Annotated in this window: 15 protein-coding genes; 10 read left to right on the forward strand and 5 right to left on the reverse strand. The window is 50.9% G+C overall.

Annotation, left to right across the window (positions count from 1 at the left end; translation table 11 throughout):
- Positions 1-176 precede the first annotated feature (176 nt).
- Positions 177-2,984 (reverse strand): PAS domain S-box protein, encoded by a 2,808-nt coding sequence (locus tag ACEW9I_RS05235; protein ID WP_373539304.1) that lies wholly within the window; start codon positions 2,982-2,984, stop codon positions 177-179.
- A 393-nt stretch (positions 2,985-3,377) separates the two neighbouring features.
- Complete coding sequence (locus ACEW9I_RS05240) at positions 3,378-7,517, reverse strand: PAS domain S-box protein (protein WP_373539305.1); 4,140 nt, start codon at positions 7,515-7,517, stop codon at positions 3,378-3,380.
- A 576-nt stretch (positions 7,518-8,093) separates the two neighbouring features.
- Between ACEW9I_RS05240 and ACEW9I_RS05245 the strand changes: the two genes are divergently transcribed.
- From ACEW9I_RS05245 to ACEW9I_RS05255, 3 genes are all read left to right on the forward strand, one after another.
- Positions 8,094-8,591 (forward strand): rhodanese-like domain-containing protein, encoded by a 498-nt coding sequence (locus tag ACEW9I_RS05245; protein WP_373539306.1) that lies wholly within the window; start codon positions 8,094-8,096, stop codon positions 8,589-8,591.
- Between the two features lie 256 nt (positions 8,592-8,847).
- Positions 8,848-9,579, forward strand: a complete 732-nt coding sequence (locus ACEW9I_RS05250) for a DUF3891 family protein (RefSeq protein ID WP_373539307.1) — start codon at positions 8,848-8,850, stop codon at positions 9,577-9,579.
- A gap of 46 nt (positions 9,580-9,625) precedes the next feature.
- Entirely contained in the window at positions 9,626-9,952 is a 327-nt protein-coding gene (locus ACEW9I_RS05255) for a hypothetical protein (protein ID WP_373539308.1), read from the forward strand.
- 100 nt (positions 9,953-10,052) lie between these two features.
- Here ACEW9I_RS05255 and ACEW9I_RS05260 read toward each other — a convergent pair whose 3' ends face one another.
- From ACEW9I_RS05260 to ACEW9I_RS05270, 3 genes are all read right to left on the reverse strand, one after another.
- Positions 10,053-10,496 (reverse strand): DUF4385 domain-containing protein, encoded by a 444-nt coding sequence (locus ACEW9I_RS05260; RefSeq protein ID WP_373539309.1) that lies wholly within the window; start codon positions 10,494-10,496, stop codon positions 10,053-10,055.
- Positions 10,497-10,636: 140 nt separating this feature from the next.
- Positions 10,637-11,158 carry a DUF2231 domain-containing protein gene (locus tag ACEW9I_RS05265; RefSeq protein ID WP_373539310.1) on the reverse strand — a complete coding sequence of 174 codons (522 nt, stop codon included), beginning with the start codon at positions 11,156-11,158 and terminating at the stop codon, positions 10,637-10,639.
- Between the two features lie 219 nt (positions 11,159-11,377).
- Positions 11,378-12,118, reverse strand: coding sequence for a DUF2993 domain-containing protein (locus ACEW9I_RS05270; RefSeq protein ID WP_373539311.1), 741 nt, complete (start codon positions 12,116-12,118; stop codon positions 11,378-11,380).
- A gap of 188 nt (positions 12,119-12,306) precedes the next feature.
- Here ACEW9I_RS05270 and ACEW9I_RS05275 point away from each other — a divergent pair, with 188 nt between their 5' ends.
- From ACEW9I_RS05275 to ACEW9I_RS05305, 7 genes are all read left to right on the forward strand, one after another.
- Positions 12,307-13,317: an SDR family oxidoreductase gene (locus tag ACEW9I_RS05275; protein ID WP_373539312.1), complete on the forward strand. Its 1,011-nt coding sequence runs from the start codon at positions 12,307-12,309 to the stop codon at positions 13,315-13,317.
- 180 nt (positions 13,318-13,497) lie between these two features.
- Complete coding sequence (locus ACEW9I_RS05280; protein WP_373539313.1) at positions 13,498-14,199, forward strand: SRPBCC family protein; 702 nt, start codon at positions 13,498-13,500, stop codon at positions 14,197-14,199.
- Between the two features lie 187 nt (positions 14,200-14,386).
- A complete protein-coding gene (locus ACEW9I_RS05285) occupies positions 14,387-15,565 on the forward strand; it encodes a zinc-dependent alcohol dehydrogenase (RefSeq protein ID WP_373539314.1) in 1,179 nt (392 codons plus the stop codon).
- Between the two features lie 183 nt (positions 15,566-15,748).
- Complete coding sequence (locus tag ACEW9I_RS05290; protein WP_373539315.1) at positions 15,749-16,264, forward strand: hypothetical protein; 516 nt, start codon at positions 15,749-15,751, stop codon at positions 16,262-16,264.
- 191 nt (positions 16,265-16,455) lie between these two features.
- Positions 16,456-16,821 carry a hypothetical protein gene (locus ACEW9I_RS05295; RefSeq protein ID WP_373539316.1) on the forward strand — a complete coding sequence of 122 codons (366 nt, stop codon included), beginning with the start codon at positions 16,456-16,458 and terminating at the stop codon, positions 16,819-16,821.
- 108 nt (positions 16,822-16,929) lie between these two features.
- Complete coding sequence (locus ACEW9I_RS05300) at positions 16,930-17,745, forward strand: SDR family NAD(P)-dependent oxidoreductase (protein ID WP_373539317.1); 816 nt, start codon at positions 16,930-16,932, stop codon at positions 17,743-17,745.
- A gap of 65 nt (positions 17,746-17,810) precedes the next feature.
- Positions 17,811-18,836: an aldo/keto reductase gene (locus ACEW9I_RS05305; RefSeq protein ID WP_373539318.1), complete on the forward strand. Its 1,026-nt coding sequence runs from the start codon at positions 17,811-17,813 to the stop codon at positions 18,834-18,836.
- Positions 18,837-18,862: the final 26 nt, after the last annotated feature.

The raw sequence follows: 18,862 nt of genomic DNA on the forward strand, positions 1-18,862 counted from the left end.
AATCAATGTTTTTTCAACTATTAATGATATTGATGGTGGATTTTAATGTGCCAAAAATTGAAAAAATTCTGCTGTTAGCCTAAAAGTGTTGAAATGCCTGAGTTTGAGGAGACAAAACTTCATCGAACTCAGGTTACTAGATCCACCATCCACCATCCACCATCCACCATTGGCGATTAGCGTTGGGGCCAGGTGAAGTAAAATGTTGTGCCTTTGCCCAGTTGGGACTCTAGGCGAATGGTGCCGCCTGCGGTTTCGATAATTTTTTTGACGATACTAAGACCGATTCCGGTACTGTCCGATCGCTTTTGGGGGTTGACCGCTTGGAAGATCTCAAAGATCCGCTCGTGTTGCTCTGGCGCAATTCCTGAGCCATCGTCGGCGACCACAAATTCATAGAACTCGCCCAAATCTCGACCGGAAATGTGGAGTGAGCCGTCCGCTCGATGATGATGCTTGATGGCGTTACTTATCAGATTGGTAAATACCTGGAACAAACTCAGCCACTTGGTGTTGAGAGTCGGTAAATCTGGCGCGATGGTAATTGTAAATGTTGGCGGCGGATCGATCGAGTCAATGACTTCAGCCAGCAGTTGAGCTACCGAGACAGACTCGATTTTAGCATCGGTGCGACCGACGCGGGCGTAGTCGAGTAGTCCATCGATCGTCGCTCCCATCCGCCGGACGCGGCTCCGCAGTAGTGTCATTTGCGACTGGGTATCTGCGGTGAGCACTCCTTCGAGGTCGTCTTCGATCCACTGGGATAGATTGGAAATCGCGCGCAGGGGTGCTTTGAGATCGTGAGCGACAATATATCCGAAAGCGTCTAGCTCTTGATTGCGCCGTTCCAGATTTGCTTGGGCTTGTTCGATTTCGCGGAGTGCGGTTTGTCGTTCGGTAATGTCAGTATTAGTACCAAACCAGCGGACGACTTGCCCCAATCCATCAAAGATCGGGATTGCCCGCGAGAGAAACCACCGATACTCACCATCATGACCTCGGAGCGGGAAGGTATCTTCCCATTCTATGCCCGTTGCTAAACAGTGCTGAAAATGCGCGACGACTCGATCGACATGTTCGGGATGATGTATCTGCTGCCAGCCCCATTCCTGCATCTGTGCCAATGTCAGCCCTGTATAATCAAAGCAACGACGGTTGTACCAAAAAATCCCCCCATCTGAATTTGCCATCCACGCTAACTGAGACATATTGTCTGCCAAAGTGCGGAATCGCTCTTCACCTTCACGCAGAGCAGCTTCTGCCTGTTTGCGCTCGGTGACATCACCCCCTTCCGCTACGAGCATCATCACTCGATCTTGCTCATCAAGCACAGGTTTGAGGGAAAAGTCGAGCGTGGTTAAAATCCCACTTGTATGGAGAAATTGGATCTCATAGCGCACGAGTTGCCCACTAGCTGCGGTGACGATCGCGTCTTTAAGTTGCTGCTGTAGTTGCTCCGTATGCCACCAGGGAGTTTCCCAAAGCCATTTGCCGACAATTTCAGACTTACGAGCATCAATCGATGCTAAGGCGGTTTGATTGACTTCTAGCACCACCCCCGCCACACTCACTAGCCCGATTAGCTCGAATGTTTGGTCAAAAACGGCACTAAACTTCCGATTGCTCTGCTGTAGTGCCGCTTCTGCTTGTTTGCGATCGGTGATATCCATCATCGTTCCCGACATGCGAGTCGGTCTCCCTGCGGCATCACAGTAACTACGTCCTTGGGAGAGTACCCAGCGGATCGTGCCATTTGGGTAAATAGTCCGGTACTCCTTGACAAATTCACCACCCTCACGGGCGGCAATCGTTAGCGCATCAGCCACTCGCTGGCGATCGTCGGGATGCAGCATGTCGATTCGCTGTGCATAAGTCAATGGTACATCGGGGGAGAGTCCAAAAATTGCTTTGCAGCGATCGTCCCAAGTCACAACCTGCGTCTGGAGATCGAGATCCCAAATCCCCTGATTCGCGCCCTCAAGGGCAAGCTGGAGCCGTTCCTCGCGCGATCGAATCCGATCGTCCGATCGGATTCGATCGTAGTCCACTCGATCGAGAATACCAGCATTGAGCAAGATTAGTCCCAACAAAATCGCCACCAGCGAGATCGACATCAGCGAAAACGCAAAATTGGTGTCATACAATTTGGCTTGATAACCGCGCAAGATCACCCAACCCAGCACTAAAGGTACGACGATCGCGATCGGCACAAATCGACGGACGACATCACCACCGACTAAATCGCTTGTAAAAGATCGCATCCAGCCGCGATTCTCATTCTGAGAGGCTACGCCAACGCTACGGAGTGCCAAAATTCCCCCACACAAGACCACAAACACGATCGCCGTCTGGAGCGTCATTTCCGTCGCAAAAATACTCAGTTGATAAAATACCCGATCGTTATTGGCGTAGCTAACTACAGCTTGCAGCGCGATAAAACCCGCTACTGTTGCCAGACTTTGCGAGATGGCGATCGGGTCTAGCTTGATGCGGTGTTGCCGTTCCGGTTGCGGCTCCTGCCGATTTGCCAGCCACAGTGCGATCCCCACCAAGCCAAAGTCGATCGCCGCATTAATGCCCATCCGACCTGGATCTGAGGCGATCGTCGCTGCCGGATCGCGAACTAGCAGTTCATCGATGCCCAGATGCCACCCAAACATATATTGAGATAGGGTTAGGAGTCCGATCGTACTGACCGCGATCGCACAGCCATTGGCAATTCGAGTCGCTAGCCTGGTGCGTTTGCCAGTTTGGAAACTTAGTGATATTCCTGCCAACAGGAAACAAACGGCGGTATTGGCTTTCATCGTCGCCGCGCCGGGAATCACGCTAGTGAGGATCGCCAGATCCAATTTCCAGCCAATTAAGACCAAGCAACCAGCCAACATGACCACGCCGCTGGTAATCCGCGCTACCTGTAGATCGAGACGATCTGGGGGTGCAAACCAGCTTTTTAGGCGTGTGAATGAGTGAGAACGCTGCATAGTGAATCTCTATTTAATTGTTCGGGTTGTTATCGCTCTTCAATCTGAAGTATTATCCGCTCGATCTCCAAGTGTAGGCTCTGCCCAATCGAAGATCCGATCGATGTCTTGACGCGCTGTGGTGTCCGATCCCAGTTATCTCTGTCAAGAAAATCGATTGACTTGATGTCCCGATCGAGGATTTCATCAGCCTACAAGAGCTGGATGATTTTTCCAGCTCACTTTTTCCAAACCCCATGAACGATTACCATTATGGTTGATTAATCGATCGCAATACATCTTTAGAAAATATTAAATTTAAATGCTCTACCTTCCGACAGATGTCATTTTTAGCCAATGCTGCAAGATTATAAATGTAGTGCTAAATTGATTTTGACGCGCTAGTTTTGGCTGTCAAGATTGCTGGGGCCAAGTGAAGTAAAATGTCGTGCCTTTACCCAGTTGGGACTCTAGGCGAATGGTGCCGCCTGCGGTTTCAATAATTTTTTTGACAATACTGAGACCGATACCCGTACTGTCCGATCGCTTTTGGGGGTTGACTGCTCGGAAGAGGGTAAAAATCTGCTCGTGATGCTCGGGGGCGATGCCTGGGCCATCATCGGCGACGACAAATTCGTAGACATCGCCGAGATCGCGACCGAAAATGTGGATGGAGCCGTCGGATCGGTCGTGATGTCTGACCGCGTTGCTGATGAGGTTGGTAAATACCTGGGACAGCAACAGCCGACTGGTGTTGAGGGTGGGGAGCTGTGGGTCAATGGCGATCGTAAATGTGGGTGGTGGATCGATCGAATCGATCGCCTCAGCTAGTAGTTGAGTCACGGCGACAGGCTCGTGGCGCATATCCAGGCGACCCACGCGGGCATAGTCAAGCAATCCATCGATCGTCGCTTCCATCCGCTTGACGCGGCTGCGGAGTAAGATCGTATGTTTTTGGATCTCGGTCGCCATTACTCCTTCGAGGTCGTCTTCGATCCACTGGGAGAGGTTGGTGATGCCGCGCAGGGGGGCTTTGAGATCGTGGGCGACGACATGGACAAAGGAGTCTAGCTCTCGGTTGCGCTCGGTGAGGGCGGCTTGAGACTTGTCGAGTTCGCGGAGTGCGGTTTGCTGGGCGGTGATGTCAGTATTGGTACCAAACCAGCGGACGATCTCCCCTGACGAGCCACGGATCGGAATGGCGCGGGAGAGGAACCAGCGGTAGGTGCCATCGCGACCTCTGAGCGGGAAGGTATCTTCCCATTCTGTACCTGTCTCTAAACAGTGACTAAAATGGGCGACGACTAGATCGACATGTTCGGGATGATGTACCTGTTGCCAGCCCCAGCCCTGCATCTGTGCTAGCGTCGTACCAGTGTAGTCAAACCATCGCTGATTGTACCAAAAAATCCAGCCGCTAGCGTCTGCCATCCAGGCAAACTGAGACATATTGTCTGCCAAGGTGCGGAATCGCTCTTCACTCTCGCGCAGAGCGGCTTCGGCTTGCTTGCGCTCGGTGATGTCGCGGGCTTCGGCAAGGATCGTGGTGACGCGATGGGCGTCATCCAATACGGGTTTGAGCGAAAAGTCGGTGATACTCATCCCGCCACGGGGGTTGGGAAACTCGACTTCGTAGCGGACAAATTGACCGCTGGCAGCGGCGGCGATCGCGTCTTTGAGTTGCTGCTGAAGCTGCTCTGTATGCCACCAGGGAGCATCCCAAAAGCTGTTTCCGACAATTGCGTCGGCTTGAGCCTCGATCGAGTCTAGAGCGGCTTGATTGACTTCTAGCAATATGCCTTCCAAGCTGACGATCCCCATTAGCTCGAACGTCTGGTTGAAAATCGCACTAAATTTGCGTTCGCTCGATCGCAGTTGGGCTGCTGTCTGCTTAAACTCGGTGATGTCGCGTCCTTCGGCGATCAACGTTGTGACTTCACCACGTTCGTCACATACGGGTTTGATCGAAAAGTCGATGGTGGGATTGGATGTGCCGATCTGCGCGGGGAATTCGATCTCGTAGCGGACAAATTCACCACCTTTTGCCCGATCGATCGCTGCTCTCAGTTGCTGCTGGAGCGGCGGAAAATATCTCCACCACGGCGTTTGCCATAGCTCTGTACCGACGATCTCGTCGATCCGAGGCTGGATTCGCCACGGTAGCGGCTGCATCAACGAGTCCAGTGCGGCTTGATTGACTTCTAACACCACCCCATTGGGATCGAGCAATCCAATCAGCTCGAAAGTCTGATTGAAAATGGCACTAAACTTGCGTTCGCTCACCCGCAGTGCAGCTAGTGTGCGTTCGCGTGCTGCTTCTTGCAGTTTGCGATCGGTGATTTCTTTGATGACCCCACTGACGGCGACCACCCGACCTTGGCTATCCTGTTGGGGATAGTAAGATGCTAGCCAATAGCGGTGTATGCCTGGTTGGGCAGGAGTGGAGCCACTTAGTTCGAGATCGAGGATCGGTTTCCCTGACTCGATGACTTGAAGATAGAGTGGCTCGATCGTCTCAGCCATGTCTGGCAACACTTCGCGGATCGTCCGCCCGATATGCGCGGATGCAGGTAAGCCATTGATTTGCGCCAACTGCTCGTTGACGCGGATGAATCGCAGATCGCTACTGACAAAGGACAACCCGATCGGAGCTGTTTGATAAATCCCTTCGATTTCACCCAGTTGCTGTCGGATGGTAGCTTGAGCGGCGCGGGTCTGCGCTGCTTGCGCTCTGAGTGCTTGGACGGCGCGAGTCTGCTCGATCGTCGGCCAGATCTGGGCGGCGACGGCTTGGAGCAGGGCAACTTCATCATCGCGCCAGTGTCGCACGCGATCGGTATTGAGATGTAAGCTTGCCACCCACTGGCTTTCATTGAAACAGGGAATATGGGCAAATGCTTGGAGTCCCAACTGCTGATAGGCTGCCAGATACGGCACGAGTGACGGATCGGTCTGGACATCGCCAATGACTACTGCGTCGCCGGCAAACAGGGCAACCTGCATGGCTGGTGGCAAGAAATCGGCGATCGCATAGACGCCTGCATGACTCTCCAGCCCCGCCCGATGCCAGTCACGATCGACTATCGATAGCCGTTTGCCCCAATCGATCCCCACCCAGGTGACGCGATCGACATCCAGGTATTCGCCTACACTTCTAGCAGCTTCATCTTGCATCGCGTCCGCATCGGTGATGTACCGTAGTCGTCGGGTCAGTTCGTATAAAAATCGCTCGTTAAGTTGGACGTGTTTGCGCTCGGTGATATCCATCATCGTCCCCGACATCCGGCACGGCTCTCCAGTCGGGTCGCAATAAACCTGTCCCTGGGTGAGTATCCAGCGAACTGTACCATTTGCCCAGATCGTCCGGTATTCTTGGGCATACTCATCACAATCGCGCAGGGCGATCTCTATCGCAGCGGCTACGCGCTGGCGATCTTCAGGATGCACCGCATCAAGATAGCTGGTAGCTGTCACTTGGGTGGCGGGTGAGAGTCCGAACATGGCTTTGCAACCCTCATCCCAGTTCAAAGTCTGCGTCTGGACATCAAAGTCCCAAGCTCCTTGTCTTGCGCTTTGGAGCGCAAGCTTGAGCCGTTCCTCACTCGATCGCATTCGATCGTCCGATCGAATGCGATCGTAATCGATCCGATTGAGTATACCAGCATTGATCCTAATCTGCCCCAGCCAAATCGCTACCATCGAGATCGATAACAGCGACAAGGCGACATTCGGGTCGTATAGATCGGCGCGTAGCCCATGAAACACCAACCAACCGACCGCTAATGGTACGATGACCGCCGTCGGCAAAAATCGTCGCGCCACATTGCCACCAATCAGCGGCGTAGTAAACGATCGCATGAAGCCGCGATCGCTCTTCAGTCCCAAAATCCCTGCACACAAGCTCTGGAAAGCAATGGTAGTATGCACTGCCATCGAAGTCGTCATCAGGCGGTGTGACACATCATAGGCATAACTAAAGATCGTCTGGAGAGCGATCAGAGCCGCAACTACGGTCATAATTTGGGCGATGGCAATCCGATCGATCTGGACTTGGTATTGGGGTTGGCTTGACGATCGCTGCTCGGGGCAATTTATCAGCCATAGTGCGACACCTGTCAAGCAAAAATTGACCGCAGTATTGATGCCCATCCGACCAGGGGCGACTGTGCCGACACTATCTAGATCTCGAAACAGGAGTTCGTCAATGCCTAGATTCCACCCAGATAGATATTGACAGATAGTAAGTAGAGCGATGACGATGACGGCGAACGCACAGCCGTTGGCAATCCGCGATCCCCGAGAACTTCGATCTGTGCGGGTTTGTAGCCCCAGCGAGATCCCCGTTAAGATAAAACAAATCGCCGCATTGACCTTCATCGCTACCAACCCAGGCACAACACTCCTGAGTACTTCAAGATCTAGTTGCCATCCAACCAATACCAGCATACCTGTAGCGATCGTGATGCTACTAGCGATCCGAGCGATCTGCTTCCCGTGACGCTCTGGCTGGGAGGTACTCCGATTTAGACGGATAAATGATGGTGATTGCTGCATGTCGAGCTGGATAATTGTGCTGGAGCTGTAATTTTCGGCAGGCAGTAGCGAGAGCAACAGGGAGCTTTACGGCAGGGGATGACCAGGATCGATCGGTTGAGTGTGGATGGGATCGCTGTTGTCGTGTGGTCACACGTCACACACAGCTATGTGCAAATGCAGCGGCTCGGTAGCAAAATCTGCTGATTCAAGGCTGGAATCAGACTCGGTGGCGGAGCCTTTGGATCGGAGCATCATCATCACGGTATGAATGAAGCACTTAATTTAGATCGATCTTCCAGATCTGTCGCTCGACTGTTGATTTTGAAATTTCCTCTAGTTTATCAAAAAGTAATTATTTTTTCTAGCTGGCATTTTTGAATCGATCGAGCTAGTTCAAGCCGTTATGAGAGCCAATTTCAATATTTATTTCCTATTATTTGGTGACAAAACAACTTAATAAGTAGTAAGATTTTTAGTTGCTATTTTGACGAATCACTCCAAAATCCGCCACTCGATTCAACGATCTATCTTTAGGTAGAAGTGGTTTGGAGTCGATCCTGCGATGCTGAAGGGGTAGTATCGAAATATATTTACATGGCAAGTTTAAATGACCTCGTTGAAGGCGTGCAAGACGCTTTGGGCAATCTGACACCCACACCAGTTATCCTCCAAGAAGAATCCACCGCCTACGACCTCAAAAAGCGGCTAGAGTGGGGCGAACCTGCCCTATCGATCGTGGATATCCGCGCACATGAATCTTTCAACCAAGGACGCATTACTGGGGCGATATCGATGCCGCTGGAGCAGTTGGCAGAACTCAAGTCCACACTTCAGCCTGAGCATGACATCTACATCTACGGTGATACTGACGAGCAAGCGCATCAAGCAGCCGAGATGTTCAGAGCCGATGGTTTTGAAGCCGTCACTCATGTGATGGGCGGGCTAGCCGCTTGGCATGAAATTGGCGGCCCAACCGAAGGTGTCGAGGAGGATGCCTCGCCCCCAACAGCAGACGCATTTAATGTCGTCTCGCGCCTCAAGGAAGACCACGATACTAAGGCAGCAGGGAAGGCACAACACGCGAATGAGTAGTTGACAGTTGACAGTTGACAGTTGACAGTTGACAGTTGGCATCTGTTTGAGGTGGTGCGGAGATCTTTACCCCACCCCAGCCCTGCTATAAAGGGGAGGGAGCAAGAGCCGCCGCTGCCCATGGCAGGGAGCAAAAGCCCCCCCTTGATAAGGGGGGTTTGGGGGTAAAGATCTCCGCCGCAGTCAGCACTGTAGCGCAGGCAGCTCTCACCAAGTATCAACAACTAATTGCACACTTTCAGATCGATCGAGTTTCATGATAGTCAACCTTACTGATGACGGCTGGGAAATTATTTATCACCGCGCTCATGCACTGCTAGCGGCGCAGATTGCAGGGTATTGGGAGACACCTGATGATACATCACGGTTGGTCGATACGATCGCGGCGATCGCTCATCACGATGACCTAGAGCGCGAATGGCAAGGCGGTCATCTGACCAAGGCAGGTGCCCCGCTGGACTTTACACAAGGTGGCGAGGTTTTGGCGGTGGCTCCACTTTATGAGCATGTGGAAAACGCGCTCTATCGTGGGCGGTGGGTTGCGCTACTGGTGTCGATGCACATGAGCTTTTTGAGTGAAGGTAAGCGGGGGGAAATGCCCGAACTCGATGAGTTTCTGGACAAGCAAATCGAACTCCGCCAAACCTGGCGTCAAAGTCTAGGTATTAGTGAAGCTGACGCCGAAAAAACTTATGCCAAAATGCAGTGTTGCGACAGGTTATCGCTGATCTTGTGTCAACAGCAGATTCCTGATGGCGAACGCTGGCTCGAAATCGGCAAAGGGCCGACAGGCGAGCAACATGACATCATCCAGCGCGGTGAGAAGACGCTCACTGTCAAGCCTTGGCCATTTAAAGATGACAAATTTACCGTCCGCGTCGATGCCGCACATCTGACTCAGATCGAATTCGAGAGCGATGAGGAGTTGATTCAATCGCTCAAACATGCGCCCATAAGTTCGCTGGAGTGGACTTTTGTTGCTTCATAAATAGCTATTGTTAAACCCAGTATTTTAATTCATATCCTATCAAGTAATGAATAATAACTTAGTCGATCGATTGTTTCGAGATAATACTGGAGAGATTGTCATCGCTCAAGCTCCTAATATCCCGATTCTGCTCTGGATCTCAGCTACTTTGCTCAAGTTGGTGTTTAAAACAGGTAAAGTTAAGATCGCTTTAGATCTATTAGCTTTTGGTTCGATTCTTTACTGGTCATTCCTTGAAATCACTCAAGGGGCTACTTACTTTCGCCGAGATTTAGGCGTAATTGTATTAATTGCGATCGTCACATCTGTGATTCAGCAATTTGGTAAGACTCCTGACATTACGACTGCTTCAAATAGAGCGACCTCATCTTAGTGGAAAATGCCTGGGTTGTGTGCCCACTTTACTTTTATTTACCGATCTTCAAGGTAGGAGCAATTCCTGAATTGCCCCTACTGTTGGTTTCGATAAGCTCCTACTTCCGATGTCGATCGAGCATTACTAGGTACTCTGGATCTGCCTTGACTAATTGCCACACGGCATAAAATATTTTGGCGGATTCAGCCTTGATTGGATCTTCCTGATTTGGGAGAATAGTTTGAGAATCCTGAGCGTATTTGCGTCCCGTTTTATGATTGGCATACCGACGCGATCGGGTGTACCCCATTTGCAAGAACTTTCGCGCCATATCCATCCCGACAAAATCACCCTGTTGCTTATATTCAAGAAACAGGGTATAAATTTTTTGTGCCGATTCACTCGCGATCGCTGGCGTTCTAAATCGCCAATGGGGGAGGATTTCGCTTTTATAAGGTTCGACAAGTAAAACGCCTTGTTCCCCTTTGCCGATGCGATAGAGTTCGGGATGTTGGCGAAAATCGATCGTCTTAAAATCGAGGGTGTAATCGAATTTATTCATGATTGGATTGGTTGCACAGATCTACCCACCCCACCCTACGGGCACCCCTGTCTTGAAAAGGTGCTCTACTTGGGGAAACCCCAAGACCGCACTTTTCGCTCCAGGGAGGGGATTTTCGATCGGATGGGATTTATTGTGAGCTATGGCTCGTAGCGACTACTGTCACCGATGACTGAAATCTTGTGGCGGTAAATCAGTTCGGCACCAAACCAGCCTGTGACTGCTAGTAGTGAGGCGACGATGGTGGAGATAATCAAGCCGATGGGTAAGATCGCGCCTTCAACATTATTCCAGCGCAACAGCCAGTTGACCAACGTCAGAGCCATCGCGGCGATGTTGCCAGTCATGTGAATCCAGCCTGCGCTGCGCTTGCGGACGCGATCGATCCGTAGAAAGTCCGACATTCCAGCCACGGCGGCAACCAGCCCCGACACAAACCCCGCGCCAATCAACCAAATCGCCGCTCTAGCCCAGAAAGGATCGTGAGTGAGTAGATACCCCAGATCGGCTCCCGCAGCCCCAGAGAGGAACGCGATCGGAAATGTGACGAGGAGGGGATGGAGCGGGTGCTTGGCGATCGCTACGGTGCTAGGGATGCCGCTATCACGGTATTCGCTTTCATTGCTTTCGATGAATGGAGGAATACTAGGAGTTTGAGCCATGATTTTTACCTGTTAGTGAATGTTTAGAATACTGGTGCGTTAGGCGACAACCTTAACGCAATACATCAATCTACTCCCTTCCCAGTGAAGAATTAGACACCTAGTGTAGAGGTGAATAGTAGATGGTGGATGGTGAATCAACACTGTCTATTTCTTGGGTGGGAAGGGAGTAGCTGCTCATTTGGGATTGCTACTGTGAGGGGTTGTGAATGCGAAAGTCTACAGCGTTGGTAATTGAGTAATCTGAGTTTTGGCATGAATTACTAACTTACCTACTTGAGCTTCGATGCGATGTAACTTGAGGGCAATTCCAGGAATATCAAAGTTTCTCAAATCCAATAGAGCCGTCATTTGCTCGAAGATCACCATCACTAGCTTGAGCGTCAAACCTTGACCCTCAGCCGCTAAAATCTCCAAAGAAATTTGGTTACCGTTTTCATGAACTTGAGGAATTGCAGTTGCTGAAAACTTTTTGATTTCGTTTTGCTCCCGCAGCACAAAAGCTGCGGCAATGACAAACTTATTCTCACCAGGGAGATCCAAGCTAGCCGATCGAACATCGACAGTGACCGGATTTCCGTCCATCTCTAGCTTCAAACCCTGTAACTTCGATCGAATATAGTTGCAACTAAAAGCCCGATTGATATCGGCTTCAGTCAGCACGATCTGGGCTTCGGCATCGGTGGGATGAGTGAGTTCGATATTACCAAAAACAGCACGAAGAGGATCGATCGCGACCTCATCGGTAGTGATGTGGATGGTTTCCAGCCGCAGATCTTGCTTGACCACCAATCCCTTACCAGAAATCTCGACAGAATCTAACTTTCCTTGGATAAAATTACCAGGATTGGTACGCAGATCGACTGCGATTTCTTCACTTGCATCTAGTTGACTAGCAAGACCAATTTCTACGACTTTACTCAATGCCTGACTGCCTAAATCGGGACTATCCGCGCCCATGTTTTATATCTCCGTTCAGTTGGTAAAGTCACTCGCTGGGGAGCCTGACTCGTAACTTTATTAATAACAAAGATAAATCCTAATTCAATCTACCTAAAGAGGTACGCCGGATCTCCCCCCTGAGAGAGAAGACACTCCAGATTGGCATTGTTAGGATACCAAAAGTAGCAAAGCCCAACTAACTCCAAATGAAACTCAAACCTATCGCCCAACAAGTCGTTGCAGTTGTTGGAGCCTCTAGTGGCATTGGTCGCGAAACTGCGCTCCAGTTTGCCAAACGCCAAGCCAAAGTCGTAGTTTCGGCGCGGAGCGAATCAGGATTGGCATCATTGGTCGCCGAAATTACCGCCCTGGGGGGGGATGCGATCGCAGTGCCTGCTGATGTATCGGATTTCGCACAGGTACAAAACATTGCTGACAAAACCGTCGAACACTACGGACGGTTGGATACGTGGGTACATGCGGCAGCAACTGCGGTGATTGCCCCCTTCGAGCAAGTTACACCCGAAGAGTTCAAGCGCGTGATCGATGTCAATCTGATGGGGGCAGTTTATGGGGCGATGGTTGCCATGCCGCACCTGCGCCGGACAGGACGAGGTGCCATCATCACGATCTCTTCAGTGGAAGCGCGACGCTCGATGCCCTTGCAAAGCTCGTACTCTGCCTCCAAACATGGGATCGAAGGCTTTCTAGATGCGTTGCGATCGGAGCTGAAGTACGAAGGATTTCCCATCAGCATCACCAATGTCATGCCCTCGGTCATCAATACGCCTTTCTACAACAAAGCGCGGACAAAACTCGGCGTCAAACCCACTGGAGTACCGCCTTACTATCAGCCTAGTCTCGTCGCTGAAGCGATCCTCCACGTCGCCGAACATCCCACCCGCGACATCATCGTTGGCGACGTCGGACGCGCCGCTGACTTCCTTCAAAAGATCGCGCCCGATCTAGTCGATACGATCGTTGGGGCGATCGCGATCCCCGGACAGCGCACTGATACCATCAAAGCCACCGACGATCCCAACAATCTATTTGAACCGATCGACGGATACAACACTACCACAGGCGACTTTACCGACAAAACCATTCCCAGTTTCTTGGATTGGTTCGATTTTCATCCAGTCGCCAAATGGTCTACCGCCGTCGGCTTGGGCGCAATTGCCTTCATCGCCGCCAATCTGATGCGGGACATGGAATAGCGATCCTTGGGCGTTCCTATCGATGGATGAGAGTAAGGAGACGAGGAACGAACGAGCGGTGACTGAGTGCAAATACCGATCGATCGTAAGTTATCTGAAACCGATGTGGTAGGCAGTGCTTCTCTTCATTTCACCATCCACCATTCACCCCTAAAACCTCAAACCTCAAACCTAAAAACTATGGAAATCAAAACAACTAGTAATAAAACTCCCGAACAGATCGGCGATACCGAACGCTGGGGATCGCTGATTACAGGTGGCGCGATGGTATTGGCGGGATTGAGCCAGCGATCTTTGCGTGGTGCCTTGATGGCGGTCGCAGGTGGCACACTGGCATATCACGGTGCCACATCTGAGAAAAGCATTCAGGAAAAAGTTACCGAAGCAACTGGGGTGGATAAAGGAATGCGGGTCGAAAAGACAGTGACGATTCAGAATAAGTCAGTTGAGGAACTATATCAGTTCTGGCACAACTTCGAGCAATTGCCGACATTTATGAAGCACCTCAAATCAGTGACTACCATCAATGAAACGCGATCGCACTGGGTCGCCAATGCCCCTCTAGGTAATAGTGTCGAGTGGGATGCCGATATCATTACCGATCGTCCCAATCAACTCCTAAGCTGGGCTTCTATTCCTGGTGCAGATGTTGAGAACTCAGGTTTTGTCCGGTTCACACCAGCACCTCCTGGGCGCGGGGTGGAGGTCAAAGTCGTGTTGGAGTATCGCGTCCCTGGTGGCGCACTGACAGCCGCAATCGCTTCTGTATTTGGCGAAAATCCCGAACAACAGATCGGCGACGATTTACGCCGCTTCAAGATGCTGATGGAGACTGGCGAACTGGCGACGACTGAGGGTCAGTCGTGTGGGAAGCGGAGTTAGGAATTGAGTTGCGGAGATCTCTACCCCACCCTAGTCCTCCCTTGTGGGAAGGGAGCAAGAGCCTCCCCCTTTATGAGGGGGGGTTGGGGGTAAAGATCCCCGCCGAAGTCCAGATTTGACGCCTGAGCGCAAAGGAAGATCGAGTTTATCCATCAGAACTACCAACCACCATTAAGGACTACTAACGATGAAAGCAGTTTGCTGGCAAGGTACGAATAAAGTCCAAGTAGAAACAGTACCAGATCCCAAAATCCTCAATCCGCGCGATGCGATTATCCGCATCACCACCACCGCGATTTGTGGCTCCGATCTACACTTATACAACGGCATGAACCCGACGATGCAAAAAGGGGATATCCTCGGTCATGAATTCATGGGCGAGGTGGTCGAGCTAGGGAGTAGAGTCACTAATGTCAAAATTGGCGATCGCGTGGTCGTCCCATTTACGATTTCCTGCGGCTCCTGCTTCTTTTGTCATCGCGATCTATGGTCGTTGTGCGATAACTCCAATCCCAACGGTTGGTTGGCTGAAAAAGTGATGGGTCACTCGCCAGCAGGTCTAATGGGCTACTCGCATCTGTTGGGTGGCTACGCTGGCGGTCAAGCTGAGTATGCCCGCGTCCCCTTTGCTGATGTCGGTTTATTTAAGATTCCTGACGGCTTGACTGACGAGCAGGTAGTATTTTTCACCGATATCTTCCCCACTGGCTATATGGCAGCCGAAAACTGTAATATCGTGCCAGGAGACACCGTGGCGATCTGGGGTTGTGGCCCCGTGGGTCAATTTGCGATTCGGAGTGCCTTCATGCTTGGTGCCGAACGAGTAATTGCGATCGATCGCGTCCCCGAACGGCTGGCAATGGCGAAGGCTGGCGGGGCGGAGGTGCTCAACTACGAAGAAGTTGAAGTCGGCGAAGCCCTCAAAGAAATGACGGGCGGACGCGGCCCCGATTCGGCAATGGATGCCGTCGGCATGGAAGCCCACGGGATGGGATTAGAAGGCTTCTACGACAAAGCGATGATGGCAGTCAAGCTCGAAACCGATAACCCGACAGCACTACGTCAGGCGATCGTCGCCGTCCGTAAAGGTGGTAGTGTTTCGGTACCTGGTGGTTATAATGCCTTCGTTGACAAAATCCCGATGGGTGCGTTTATGAATAAAGGCTTGACGATGAAGTCGGGACAGACACACGTTCATAAGTATTTGCAACCCCTACTCGATCGAGTTCAAAAAGGTGAGATCGATCCAACATTTATCGTCACTCATACGCTGCCACTAGAACAAGCCCCCCACGCCTACGAAATTTTCAAGCACAAGAAAGAGAGTTGTATCAAGGTCGTGCTGAAGCCAGGAATGTTGAATTAGGTTTTAGGCTTTAGCGGATGCGCGATACGTAGGCTTTGCCGAGGGTTTAGCGACCCAAATCACGCGGAGGTTCCCTCCGCATGTGTTTGGGTCAAGACAGCGCAACCTTGCAGGCTTTAGGGGGAAGGGTAAAAGAACTACTGATACCTCTTCTCCCCACTCCCATTACTCTCCCTACTTGATATGAATTATCTCGTTGCAGTTTTGCCCGATCGATCTCAAGCAGAAGCCGCCTATTCTGCTCTCCAACAAGAAGGTTTACCAAATGATGGTATTAATATTTTAGGTGATGGTTATCAAAGTGCTGATGACTATGGATTAATCGATCCCAATCTTGCAGCTAGTAAAGAAATCAAACGCGAATTTTACTGGCTGGTGGGATTTGGCTTTATTGCTGGATTTGCATTTAATTGGTTGACCGCGATCGAGATTTTGCCAGCAATTGCCCCGATTGGCAATCACATTATCGGTGGTATTTTTGGTGCTGCGGCTGGTGCTATGGGTGCTTATTTTTCTGGCGGTGCTGTCGGTTTGACGATCGGGAGTGGCGACGCATTGCCCTATCGCAATCGACTCAATGCTGGTAAATATCTCGTCATTGTCCAAGGTACAAACGAGCTTGTAGACCGTGCCAATCGGATCTTGCGCCAGTTCGAGCCAGAAAATATCCAAGGATATACCGAACCGATCGGTACCTAACTGGCGATCGATTATGCACTAGATTTAGCGCAACATTAATTTAATTTTTTGAATCTTTACTTCACTATTAGTTATAGTTAATCTCTGCCTTTGGGTAGAGAAGCTTTAGACACAATTGTAGTTAGTCTTAATAAGAGATAAAGAGCAGCATAGCTAGCATAAATTTTGAAACTGTAATTGAGGCAATAATTATGATGAAGACGATCGCGCGGACAATAATTCAACTCGGCGACTGGTTTAAGCAGTTGCAAGTACGGCAGTTCTTATCGGTCATCGCGATCGGTTTTATCCTGCTAAACACCACAGTGGCACCAGAGCGAGTTAGCAAAGCTACAGTCGATAAACTCGATCGGCTAGTAAATCAAGAAGATCCCGATCGACCCAAAACAACCAGAGAATGGCAAAAACAGGCACGGGAAGTCAAAGGCAACCCAGGTGAAAGACTCGAACGCATCGCCGAGCAATCAGCAGATGCCGTCAAAGAGTTCGGTCAAATGTATCCAGATGTTGCCAAACGCAGCGCGAACGAACTCGAAAAAAGTATCGAGAACAATTAAATTTTGTGGAGCCAAAAGGAGTTGCAATCGCAACTCCTTTCAGATTTATGACCGATATCATCTACATTCAACTGTCAACCATCAAATTAATTAAAAGTTTGGATAGTTATGACAAATTATGCCACCACAGATGCTGCAACTAGACCGCTGGCGGTAGTAACGGGTGCCTCTAGCGGTATCGGTTATGAACTAGCCAAACAGTTTGCCAAAAACGGCTTCGATCTGATTGTCACATCAACTGGAGAACGGATCGAAGCCGTAGCCGCAGCCTGCGAGCAGTTGGGAGCCAAAGTCGAAACCGTCCAAGCAGATCTCGCCACCTACGAAGGCGTAGAGAGCCTCTACCAGCAGATTCAGGCTGCTGGCACACCCATTGACGCGATCGCGATTAATGCCGGAGTCGGCGTCGGTGGCGCATTTATCGAAACCGACCTCCAAGCCGAACTCAATGTTATCGAACTCAATATCGCCTCATCCGTCCATCTTGCCAAACGTATCGTCCCCGATATGGTCGCACGCCACCAGGGGCGGATTTTGTTTACATCCTCGATCGCGTCCCAGATGCCAGGGCCATTTCAAGCCGTCTACGCCGCCTCCAAAGCCTTCGTTCACTCCTTCTCCCAAGCCCTCCGCAACGAATTAAAAGACAGCGGTGTCACTGTGACAGCTCTGATGCCAGGAGCCACCGACACCAACTTCTTCGATCGAGCAGGATTAGAAGATACCAAAGTTAACAAGGCTCCCAAAGATGACCCCGCAGAGGTCGCCAGAATGGGCTTTGAAGCCCTCATGGATGGCAAAGATAGCGTTTTGGCAGAATCCCTCTTGACCAAGGTTGCAGGTACCGTCAGCAAAATCCTCCCCGATCCGCTCAAAGCCGAGCTGTACCGTCAGGTGAGCGAACCTGGTGCGGCAGATAAATAATCATATTCGCGCACAAATAGCGATCGGTCAGACACATCAAGACACACAGCTCAGGAGCATCAAACATGCGATATAAACTACTCGGTAAAAGTGGACTGCGAGTTTCCGAATTGTGCCTCGGGACGATGACCTTTGGTGAAGATTGGGGTTGGGGTGCGCCCAAAGATACCAGCCACCAAATGTTTGATGCGTTTGTCGCAGCAGGTGGCAACTTTATCGATACCGCCAATCTGTATACCAATGGTAGCAGCGAAAAAATAGTCGGCGAACTGATTGCAAGCGATCGCGATCGGTTTGTTGTAGCTACCAAGTATTCATTAACAGGTCAATGGCAAGGTGACAAAAATCCTAATGGTGCTGGCAATCATCGCAAAAATATGATGCGATCGCTCGAAGGCAGTTTGAAACGCCTGAATACCGACTATATCGATCTGTTGTGGCTGCACGCGTGGGACTTTACTACTCCCGTCGAGGAAGTGATGCGCGCCTTCGATGACCTGGTACGCCAAGGCAAAGTCATGTATATTGGCATCTCTGATACTCCCGCCTGGATCGTCTCTCAAGCCAATACTCTCGCCCAAGCGCACGGCTGGACGCAATTTATCGCTCTGCAAATTGAATACAGCCTCATCGAACGCACCCCCGAACGCGACCTCATCCCGATGGCAACTGCCTTCGATCTCGCTGTCACACCGTGGTCGCCACTAGCTGGCGGCGTCCTGTCGGGTAAATATGCCCAAAATGGCGACGGAAAAGCCACCTCACGCGGTCAAAATATCCCCGATCGCAGTTTCCAGATCGCCCAAACTGTGGGCGAAATTGCCAAAGAGTTAGAATGCTCCTCCGCTGCCGTTGCCCTCGCCTGGATTCTCGCGCAGAGTCCCCAGATGATACCGATTTTGGGTGCGAGTAAATTGGAGCAACTCCAAGACAATCTCAAGTGCTTGGACGTGACATTATCACCAGAACAGTTAGCCTCACTCAATCGCACCAGTCAGATCGAGCGAGGCTTTCCCCATGACTTTTTGGATAGTGAAATGGTGCGCGGCAACTTATTTAGCGGCACCTATGACTCGATCGCCTTCCGCTAGCCCCCCAGCCCTGATAGTAACCAATT

The organism is Chamaesiphon sp., assembly GCF_041738855.1.
GTDB lineage: Bacteria > Cyanobacteriota > Cyanobacteriia > Cyanobacteriales > Chamaesiphonaceae > Chamaesiphon.

Bases quoted from the DNA above. Each gene is read 5' to 3' on its own strand.
- ACEW9I_RS05300 (WP_373539317.1), top strand. From the start codon at position 16,930: ATGACAAATTATGCCACCACAGATGCTGCAACTAGACCGCTGGCGGTA.
- ACEW9I_RS05240 (WP_373539305.1), bottom strand. From the start codon at position 7,517: ATGCAGCAATCACCATCATTTATCCGTCTAAATCGGAGTACCTCCCAG.
- ACEW9I_RS05275 (WP_373539312.1), top strand. From the start codon at position 12,307: ATGAAACTCAAACCTATCGCCCAACAAGTCGTTGCAGTTGTTGGAGCC.
- ACEW9I_RS05280 (WP_373539313.1), top strand. From the start codon at position 13,498: ATGGAAATCAAAACAACTAGTAATAAAACTCCCGAACAGATCGGCGAT.
- ACEW9I_RS05250 (WP_373539307.1), top strand. From the start codon at position 8,848: ATGATAGTCAACCTTACTGATGACGGCTGGGAAATTATTTATCACCGC.
- ACEW9I_RS05235 (WP_373539304.1), bottom strand. From the start codon at position 2,984: ATGCAGCGTTCTCACTCATTCACACGCCTAAAAAGCTGGTTTGCACCC.
- ACEW9I_RS05260 (WP_373539309.1), bottom strand. From the start codon at position 10,496: ATGAATAAATTCGATTACACCCTCGATTTTAAGACGATCGATTTTCGC.
- ACEW9I_RS05255 (WP_373539308.1), top strand. From the start codon at position 9,626: ATGAATAATAACTTAGTCGATCGATTGTTTCGAGATAATACTGGAGAG.
- ACEW9I_RS05265 (WP_373539310.1), bottom strand. From the start codon at position 11,158: ATGGCTCAAACTCCTAGTATTCCTCCATTCATCGAAAGCAATGAAAGC.
- ACEW9I_RS05290 (WP_373539315.1), top strand. From the start codon at position 15,749: ATGAATTATCTCGTTGCAGTTTTGCCCGATCGATCTCAAGCAGAAGCC.
- ACEW9I_RS05305 (WP_373539318.1), top strand. From the start codon at position 17,811: ATGCGATATAAACTACTCGGTAAAAGTGGACTGCGAGTTTCCGAATTG.
- ACEW9I_RS05295 (WP_373539316.1), top strand. From the start codon at position 16,456: ATGATGAAGACGATCGCGCGGACAATAATTCAACTCGGCGACTGGTTT.
- ACEW9I_RS05285 (WP_373539314.1), top strand. From the start codon at position 14,387: ATGAAAGCAGTTTGCTGGCAAGGTACGAATAAAGTCCAAGTAGAAACA.
- ACEW9I_RS05270 (WP_373539311.1), bottom strand. From the start codon at position 12,118: ATGGGCGCGGATAGTCCCGATTTAGGCAGTCAGGCATTGAGTAAAGTC.
- ACEW9I_RS05245 (WP_373539306.1), top strand. From the start codon at position 8,094: ATGGCAAGTTTAAATGACCTCGTTGAAGGCGTGCAAGACGCTTTGGGC.